A 6,866-nucleotide genomic window follows, 5' to 3' on the forward strand; every position below is an offset into this window, starting at 1 on the left:
AGGGGAGAGAAATATTCTTTTGCGACTGACAACTGACCAATTTTGTAAACTTTTATGACAAAAATATCATTTTGTAGCGTAAACTACAGAATGTTTGTTACTTTAATAAATGAAAAGATAAAAGATTGTCTGTCACTAAATCAATAAACTTAAAAGGAGCGTAGTGTTATGTCTATTCAAGAAAAAGCCCGTCAAATTATGGTACGTCAGCATCAGCAAGCTAAAAACCGTCAACAATCCATGCTAATGCGGGCTGCACAAGAACTTGGCTTGCATGAAGAAATATCTCACTACTGGAATCCCATCCAAGGCAAAATGGACCCTGCCACTCAAACCCTGTATGGACGCAGCCAAGCGGCTATGAGTTGAATATGCAAAAAAAAGCCACCTAAAGAAGGTGGCTAAAAAAATTACGTAATGATTCAGAATACAGAATGATCCAAGTCGGGATAAATATGACTTGTACTATCAAGAGAGATAATTTTACTGAAAATCTCAAATCTGTTGATTCGGCAATTTTACAATTATTCTGACTCCTGACTCCTGACTCGGTGAATTCTTACTACTTGTACTACCAGTTGCAATTAGCAATCGTAATATAGGAAGAATTCATAAGGATGTGGACGCAATTGCATTTGCTTAACTTCGTTAGCAACCTTGTAGTCAATCCAATTTTGGATAAAGTCTTCAGAGAAAACGCCACTTTCAGTCAAGAAAGCGTGATCATTTTCCAAAGCTTCCAAAGCCAATTCTAAAGAACCAGGAGTAGAAGGAATCTTAGACAATTCCTCTGGAGAAAGTTCATAGATATTCTTATCTAGGGGTTCACCAGGATGAATTTTGTTTTTGATACCATCAATACCAGCACAAAGCATTGCCGCAAAAGCCAAGTAAGGGTTAGAAGTAGCGTCTGGACAACGGAATTCTAAACGCTTGGCTTTGGGGTTGTCTCCAGAAAGAGGAATCCGCACAGAAGCAGAACGATTACCTTGGGAATAGGCTAAGTTTACCGGTGCTTCATAACCAGGTACGAGGCGTTTGTAGGAGTTGGTGGTGGGGTTAGTGATTGCCAACAATGCTGGAGCGTGTTTGAGAATACCACCAATGTAGTAAAGTCCCATTTCGCTCATGCCAGCGTACTTGTCACCCGCAAATAGAGGTTGACCATTTTTCCAAATAGACTGGTGACAGTGCATACCAGAACCGTTATCACCAAAAATGGGTTTGGGCATGAAGGTGACGGTTTTGCCATATTTTCTGGCAACGTTTTTGATCACATATTTGTAAGTCATCAACCAGTCAGCAGCTTCAATTAACTTACCAAATTTGAACCCAAGTTCGCACTGACCACCTGTGGCAACTTCATGGTGTTGCTTTTCAATGGGTACGCCACAATCTTTCATTGTTAGCAGCATTTCTGTCCGCATATCTTGAAAGCTGTCAGTGGGAGGAACTGGGAAATAACCTTCTTTAACGCGGGTTTTGTAACCAAGGTTAGGACTTTCTTCTCTACCAGTATTCCAACGACCTTCTACGGAATCTACGTAGTAGTAACCAGAGTTGGTGGTTTGGTCATAGCGGACATCATCAAAGATGAAGAATTCAGCTTCAGGACCGAAGAAAGCTGTGTCACCAAGTCCGGTGGAAGCTAGATAATCTATTGCTTTTTGAGCAATAACGCGAGGGCAACGGTTGTACCATTGGCCAGTCCGAGGTTCTTTAATACTACAAATGATACTTAGAGTTGGCTCTTTCATGAACGGGTCAATCCAAGCGGTGTTGGGATCGAGTACCATTGTCATGTCAGATTCTTCGATGCCTTTCCAACCCCGAATACTAGAACCATCGAAGGGAACACCATCAGAGAATGAACTTTCATCAATCTGGTCTTGGTACATGGTCAAATGTTGCCAAGTTCCCAGAGTATCAATGAATTTCAGATCAATCATCTGAATTTTTTCGTCTTGAATCTTTTTCAAGATTTCTTTTGGGGTTGTCATTTTTACTTTACTCCTGATGTAGCCAATTACCTAATATAAACCCAGAGTCTGCCCAAGCATCCTCACCTTGTTACGCTAACCCAAGTTTTCATACACTACCTGGAATATCGTAAATAGTTAACTTGACCTGATTTTGTCGTGTTTGTTACAGATTGCCTGGATTACAGGTTATGTTAACCTTTCTTTTTTAATTTGTACAAAACTAGAAAATTCATGATCATGGGTCAACTTTGGCATAAAATCCTTAGATAGCAGATGGATAGTTTTTGTGCCAGGGTCTATTTTATATGAATTGGCGCGAAATCTTGTTGGTGCGTAATTGCAGCCAAATTAATATCAAATCATAGATAACTAAATGATTGGGAGAAAAAAGAATGCGTGATGCCGTTACAACTTTAATTAAGAATTATGACGTAACCGGACGTTATTTTGACCGGAATGCCATTGATAGTCTCAAATCATACTTTGATAGTGGAACAGCTAGAGTCCAAGCCGCAGCCGCAATTAATTCCAATGCAGCCGCAATTGTCAAACAAGCTGGGGCAAAGTTATTTGAAGAACTACCAGAATTAATTCGTCCTGGTGGTAATGCTTACACAACTCGTCGCTTTGCGGCTTGTTTACGGGATATGGACTATTATCTGCGCTATGCTACCTATGCACTAGTGGCTGGTAATATGAATGTTTTGGATGAGCGTGTATTACAAGGACTCAGGGAAACTTACAATTCCTTGGGTGTACCCATTGGTTCAACTGTTCAAGGTATCCAAATTATGAAGGGTATCGTTAAGGAACAGGTGGAGGCTGCTGGTGTTGCTAATACTGCTTTTGTTGACGAGCCTTTTGACTATATCACTCGTGAATTGAGTGAGATTGATGTTTAATATCTAAATTTTGGCGATTAGAAATCGCGGAACTACACAATCAAAGTCCGCCAAACTCTCTAATCTCAAAATAACGTAGTATACTGGGGTTAATCGTATTTAACCGAAAGATGAAATACCTAACCCCAGAACAAGTTTACAAACAATTTGGCTATCACCCTAAGACAACGGCAGAATGGGCTGACTTAGGGAAAATAGAATGTATCCGTTCTCCTGGGGGACACCGGAGATATCCAGAGTCAGCCTTTATCAAAACAGTTCCAACGGATAAAGAGCGGGTTCTTTACGCCCGTGTCAGCACAAAAACCCAGTTGTTAAGTAGGTGAACACAATAAAACCAAACTGTGTAAAGAAACGTAAAATCGCCCAAACCCTCTTCACTCTTGCCTCTTGCCTCTTGCCTCTTGCCTTGCCATAACGACAATTTTCAACGCCAACCTACTTAGACCTTGACACACAAATAGAATTTTTAGGCAAAACTTACCCAGGATGTCGAGTCGTCAAGGATGTTGCTAGTGGTATGAACTGGAAGCGGAAAAACTTTCTTAAATTAATGACTCAAGTTGCCCAAAATCAAATCTCTGAAATTGTCGTGGGACATAAGGATAGGTTATGCAAAATATTTACAGTCATTGCGAGCGAAGGGAAGCAATCACAACCCTTGGAATTGCTTCATTTCACTTCGTTCCATATGGCCAACGCCACGCAACGCTTACGCAATAACATTGTGTAATTAATTCTGTCTCACTACTTACAGGATGTTTGTTTGAGTAATATATTCTATATTACTGGATAATAGATAAATTTTGTTGCTACAGAAAAGGTCTTGGCTGCTGATTCTATTATTGTTGGCATTGGTAGGTGCGATCGCTGCCAGGGTTATTTTATGATCAGGATATACAGGATTATTATGCAGGACTTACGCAACTGGCACATTGGTAGGGTGCGTCAGACAGTATAAATCATGTAAATAACCAAATTGTTGATATCTGACGCACCCTACAACAGATTTTTTAGTGTGACACTTGCGTAAGTCCTATTATGTTTAGGTTATTTGATGTTAGTGTGGCGTTAGCCATAACTCAACAAATGCGTTGCTAGGACGGGCAAGACTTGTGCTGAGCTTGTCGATAGCGTAGCGTTAGCCATAGTATGCCCATCCCACAAGATTGGATTATCTTTTTTGTGAAGTTCTCTAATTAAATTTGGTGATTAAAGTAGGTAACTATATGGTTCTTCTAGTGATTGTACGGTACTGGATTTGATGGCATCTAAATAACGCAGTAATAACTGGACTTGTTGAAGATTGGGACGATAGGAAAGATTGCCTTGTTTTTCAAATAGTGGTGGAGAGTTTATGCCTGTTTTCAGGGACTCAATCGCTTTATAATCGAGGTTTTCCTGAGAGTGATGGGTAAGCCAAAGGTGATCTGAAGTCCCAGGAATTAAGCCCAGTGGTAGTTCACCTTCTAAGAAAGCTAATAATCGCTGTTGACAGATGCGGGTATTAATACCACGACTTTCAAATAAGTGTAAGACTTCACCAAAGGATAAAGAACGATTGGGTAGTAGTTTTAGCAGTTCAGAAAACAGGAAATAATCTGTGTATTGTTGTTTGGGTATGTCTAAAACTTGGGGATGCAAAGGTAACATAGTTAAACCTAATGCCACGCGACTACAATTGGGAGTGCCATTTTCACCCAGGTATAAGTCTTGAATAATTTTGGCATTAGGCAGTTTTTGCCGTAACCAACGGTTAATTGTGCCAACGGAAGCTACACCACCACTGAGGACGGCTTGATTAATGGCTTCGGTGGGAATACCACGAGCTACTAATAATTTGTTAAGTTCTCGATTGAGACGACGGACAAAGGGAACAAAGACTTGACTTTCCAGGTCTCGGCGCTGTAATACCCAACATTGGTCGGCAAATTCTAGGGTAAAGGTTTCTTGGTGCTGTAAAATCAATTTCAACGCTAAGGCTGCATCTAATAAAGCTTGTCCCAGGAGGGAACTTTCTAGGCGTTGTTGGAGACGAATTCGCGCTTCTGTGTCTGGTTCACCAACTTTGGGTAATGATAAGGCTTCTAAACCCAAGTTAGAAAATTGCATTTGGTCTAAACCTGGAATCGAAGGTTGCCAATGCCAAGGATTTGTGTTGGTTGGTTCATGATGAGATTGCCCGGGTTGACGGGGTTGGCGGGATTTTGGTGGTAGTAGTAATTGACAAATAATGTCCTGTTCAATGCCTTTGCCAGAGTAGGCAAAATTGTGCAGCATGAAGTCTTTGTATGTCAGTTTTTCCAGATTTGCTGGTATATCTACCAAGGTCATTTCTACTTGCGTTGCGCCAATATTAATGGCTAAAGTGTTACCTAATAGGGGATAATCACTGGTTTTTAAAGGGCGTAAACCTTGATTTTCGCTAATTTGGATAGATTGACCATTAGCACTGTCTAATTCTGGCAGCAAACTGGCGATCGCTTCCTCGACAAACAAGATTTGTTGGGGATGAGAAACAAGTTCACTGGTGACAATCGCTTCCCGCACATTAAAACGATATTGTTCATTCCAACTGGAAGGACAAGTACAGATAACACCCGCGATATTCTTAATTACTCCTGAAAAAGTCGCTGTATTCATGCCCACAGCATTAGCAATTAAAGCCGGTGTGGTACTGGTTTGAATAGACCGGAGAGTTGATAATAACTTAGAAAGCGATCGCACTACCCAAATTAACGGACCTGCGGAAAACTCGTTCAATTGCAACATCGGCTCCCATTTTTGCCGTTCTTGCTGATAGGGAACTGCTATTTGCAAATAAGGCTTTAACTGTGCTGAATAAAGATGAGGGGAAAAATCTGATTCTCCACTTTTCCCCTGATGAGAACCTGAATTAGTAGGTAAATAAACTTCTGCGGGTAACCGGAATGATTGCTGAAAATTAGAACCATCAACTTGACTTTCGGCTGACCAATAAATTGGATAAACTATCAATTGAGAGCGATTTAATAAAGCCGCAGAAATTCCCGTCGTCCCAATATCAATTCCTAAATACCAACTGGCATCCAAAGTATCATTAGAAATCAGATTATTCTCTTCTTCATGGTGAATTGATGTTTGATTATTGGTAGTTGGAGATTGCTCCTCAGTGAGTGGAGATTGCTTAACATCTTCTGGTTCAGCCTCTACATCTGTCTGAGTTGTTAAACTTAAATCTACTTCCTGATCCGAAACTATATTTACACTATCAACTTGACTGGTAGAATCTAACTTAGTTATAGATTCTCCAGCATAATTTAATGGTTGATCAAAATTAGCTAAATCTTGATCTAATTGTTGCAACCGCTTGGCATCTAAAACAATTTCTGGTATTTCCGAAACATCATTATCTAATACAGACAGCAAATTTTCCTCAGCAGAAGCAGCAACAAAGTTATTCAATACTAACTGCTGATTTTCTGTTTCTGTGTCTGCATTATCTAATTGATTGATAACTTCTGACGGTAATATTTCATTACTAGTATCCACTAATAAATCAGTTAAAACTGTAATTGTATCAACAGGATTTGGTTCTTTTTGAAGTTGTCCTACTACTTCTTTTTCTTCTGGCAAAAATGGGACTTTAATTTCTGTGGGCGCAGGAGCAATTATTGTTTGTGGCTCGTGATTCTCATCATCGTCTTTTGGTTCTGCTAACATAGCAGTGTCAGCTATACTAGAAAATGTTGAACTGTTAATTTCCAGTGCTGATAAATTATTACTGACCTCTTCAGCCGCAATGGGTAAACTTTCATTTTCCCTAAATTTCAGATCAGGAGAAAAGGAGAAATTTAACGATGAGGAAATTTCAGTATTAAAGAAACTTGCATAAAGTTCATCTACTTCATCAGTATTTGTTAACTGTAAATCTTTAGCAGATTGTGATTGATTCTGTAACAATTCTGTAGCCATATTAATTGGCAATATTTCCGCCTCAGAA

4 protein-coding genes and 1 pseudogene are annotated in these 6,866 nt (G+C 39.8%); 3 read left to right on the top strand and 2 right to left on the bottom strand.

Going from position 1 to position 6,866, the window contains the following annotated elements:
• The first annotated feature begins 168 nt into the window (after positions 1 to 168).
• A complete protein-coding gene (locus tag FJR37_RS14740; RefSeq protein WP_168466363.1) occupies positions 169 to 369 on the top strand; it encodes a hypothetical protein in 201 nt (66 codons plus the stop codon).
• 215 nt (positions 370 to 584) lie between these two features.
• Here FJR37_RS14740 and glnA read toward each other — a convergent pair whose 3' ends face one another.
• Positions 585 to 2,000, bottom strand: a complete 1,416-nt coding sequence (gene glnA / locus FJR37_RS14745; RefSeq protein ID WP_168466364.1) for a type I glutamate--ammonia ligase — start codon at positions 1,998 to 2,000, stop codon at positions 585 to 587.
• A 374-nt stretch (positions 2,001 to 2,374) separates the two neighbouring features.
• Between glnA and apcB the strand changes: the two genes are divergently transcribed.
• On the top strand, positions 2,375 to 2,884 hold the full coding sequence (apcB, locus tag FJR37_RS14750) for an allophycocyanin subunit beta (RefSeq protein WP_039200544.1): 510 nt from the start codon (positions 2,375 to 2,377) through the stop codon (positions 2,882 to 2,884).
• A gap of 110 nt (positions 2,885 to 2,994) precedes the next feature.
• Positions 2,995 to 3,210: a helix-turn-helix domain-containing protein gene (locus FJR37_RS14755; RefSeq protein ID WP_174763397.1), complete on the top strand. Its 216-nt coding sequence runs from the start codon at positions 2,995 to 2,997 to the stop codon at positions 3,208 to 3,210.
• A gap of 886 nt (positions 3,211 to 4,096) precedes the next feature.
• Here FJR37_RS14755 and FJR37_RS14760 read toward each other — a convergent pair.
• A pseudogene (locus FJR37_RS14760) lies at positions 4,097 to 6,866 on the bottom strand (hypothetical protein); the annotation flags it as partial.

Origin of the sequence: Aphanizomenon sp. UHCC 0183 (assembly GCF_009712065.1) — a bacterium.
Taxonomy (GTDB): Bacteria; Cyanobacteriota; Cyanobacteriia; order Cyanobacteriales; family Nostocaceae; genus Dolichospermum; species Dolichospermum heterosporum.

Coding starts and splice junctions, on each gene's coding strand:
- glnA (WP_168466364.1), bottom strand. CDS start 2,000: ATGACAACCCCAAAAGAAATCTTGAAAAAGATTCAAGACGAAAAAATT.
- FJR37_RS14740 (WP_168466363.1), top strand. CDS start 169: ATGTCTATTCAAGAAAAAGCCCGTCAAATTATGGTACGTCAGCATCAG.
- apcB (WP_039200544.1), top strand. CDS start 2,375: ATGCGTGATGCCGTTACAACTTTAATTAAGAATTATGACGTAACCGGA.
- FJR37_RS14755 (WP_174763397.1), top strand. CDS start 2,995: ATGAAATACCTAACCCCAGAACAAGTTTACAAACAATTTGGCTATCAC.